Source organism: Mycobacterium innocens (assembly GCF_900566055.1).
In the GTDB taxonomy this organism is placed as follows: domain Bacteria; phylum Actinomycetota; class Actinomycetes; order Mycobacteriales; family Mycobacteriaceae; genus Mycobacterium; species Mycobacterium innocens.
Genome location: NZ_UPHQ01000243.1, coordinates 1 through 1,856 on the forward strand (window position 1 = coordinate 1; position 1,856 = coordinate 1,856).

At 60.0% G+C, this 1,856-nt stretch carries 2 protein-coding genes; both read left to right on the plus strand.

Features of this window, described 5'->3' with window-relative positions; genetic code table 11:
* The first annotated feature begins 439 nt into the window (after nucleotides 1-439).
* Nucleotides 440-745, plus strand: coding sequence for a Tox-REase-5 domain-containing protein (locus tag EET03_RS23285; protein WP_244232498.1), 306 nt, complete (start codon nucleotides 440-442; stop codon nucleotides 743-745).
* A gap of 10 nt (nucleotides 746-755) precedes the next feature.
* Nucleotides 756-1,685, plus strand: a complete 930-nt coding sequence (locus tag EET03_RS23290) for an Imm52 family immunity protein (RefSeq protein WP_136625758.1) — start codon at nucleotides 756-758, stop codon at nucleotides 1,683-1,685.
* Nucleotides 1,686-1,856 lie beyond the last annotated feature (171 nt).

The following is a 1,856-nucleotide window of genomic DNA, read 5'->3' on the forward strand; positions in this document are numbered from 1 at the left end:
TGTCATAGTCGTCGCGGTGTTCCCGGACCAGTCGCACCGCTCTGGCCTTGGTGTTCTCGTCGTACTTGCTCGGCATCGCGCCATCCTTCCCAACAAAGGAAGTGCGCATAAAACCGGGGACGGTTCAGACCAGCCAAGCATCGGAATCGCCAATCATGACAACCGAATTCACCCAAACCAGGAACCGCTTACGACCACGCGCGCACTGCCCAACAGCCCAACCGGTCAACCAGCGTCCCCAAAATGGCCGTTCGACACCACCCACCTAGAGGCGAAGTTGGGTATTTCGGAGACAGCGCCGGCGCAGCTATCGCGGCTGGTGCCCGATTGGGCACAGCCATGGCAACCGCCGGCACACTCGCCAACACCGGTCCTGCATGGCCCCGGCGCCTGGCAACCGGTCACCGAATCCATGTCTGATCGCGCCGCCCAATACCAAATGCAGATCACCGGACACCCCGTCACCGAGGGATACATCGTCGACGGAGTCAAATTCGACGGATTCACAGACGGAACGCTCATCGAAGTCAAAAGCTATTACGATCAGTTTACCGAAAACGGCCACTGGAAGCCCTGGTTTACCGGAGAGCAGGGAATACTCAACCAGGCGTACAATCAAATACGGGTCGCAGGGACAACACCGATAGAATGGGTATTCGCTCAGCCGGAAACCGCGGCGCTCGTGGAAGATCTTCTGACAAGAAACGGATACGCCATTAGTGTCATAGTGGTTCCGCCCAAGTAGAGAGGTTCGCATGCCTAAAGCGGATGTGGGGGTGTATTGGGGACCCCGTGCTGAATCGCTGGATGAATGCGCTTATCGGGTTGCGCGGCTCGTGACGGCGCTGGCCGCGCTCGATCCCGTGCTTTCAGGCTGGCGTGACGGGGGCCGCTCAAAATGGGACGCGTTAGCCCAGCCGCTGGTAACCAACGAACACACCGACTTGGTGCAGCGACTGCTGGCAGGGCGTAATCGCCGCCCGGACAACAACGAAGTCATCGAACCGTACGGGTACGCGGCGCACTGGTGGAATGGCGGCTCCGACGACAAGCGGCCACCTGCTAAATTGTCGATCCGTATCGCTGGGACATCAGCTATCGGATTAAACAACGTTACGCTCGATCTTCCCCATCAAGAATCGGCGCCATACTTGTACAGACCAGAGACCGCGCACCGTATTCTGCAGGCGCTACTGGATATCTTCGCCCCCGACTGGGGTGTTTGGACGAACAGCGATCTTCGCAACAAGCAAAAAGAGCCGGATCGTCCAACCAAAGACGGCCGCGGATATGTGCTCGGGAAATTGATTGGACATCCTGCAGGCTGGGCTAATTTCCTCGGCGATTCCGATTCGGTAAAATTCGACATGGCGTTGTTGCCGGCTGGCGCAACAGTTGAACGCCTCGGCACCGGAACACTGGTGCTGCTGGGCCAAGATCCAGCTAACCCGCCGCTTCGCGATGTGCTTCAGGTGCGCAGGGCGATGGGTTACGAGGTGCCTACACAGCAGACAGAACTATCTCGAGACGTGGGCGCTTCCTCGGCCGGCCCGCCCGCACCACCGGTCGTACCGGGCGGCCCCGTGGTGGCTACGGACGGGGGGCAATCCGACCCTCGACGTGGCACCGAAATACGCGGTGTCCCCTACCCAGCAAGCAACCCTGATGCTAACCGCAGCGACTAAAGATGTTTCGGTAATACGGTGAGTCGCTCGGCGGGATTCGTGTTGCCGTATAGGACAATTGGCGTGTGGCGGGAAATGCCGGTAGGCGGCGGTCGGGGACCAGCGCTCGGGTGCGTGCGCGGAGGGACTTTCAGGCTCTGCAGGACCGGCGGATGGCGGCGGCGGATATGT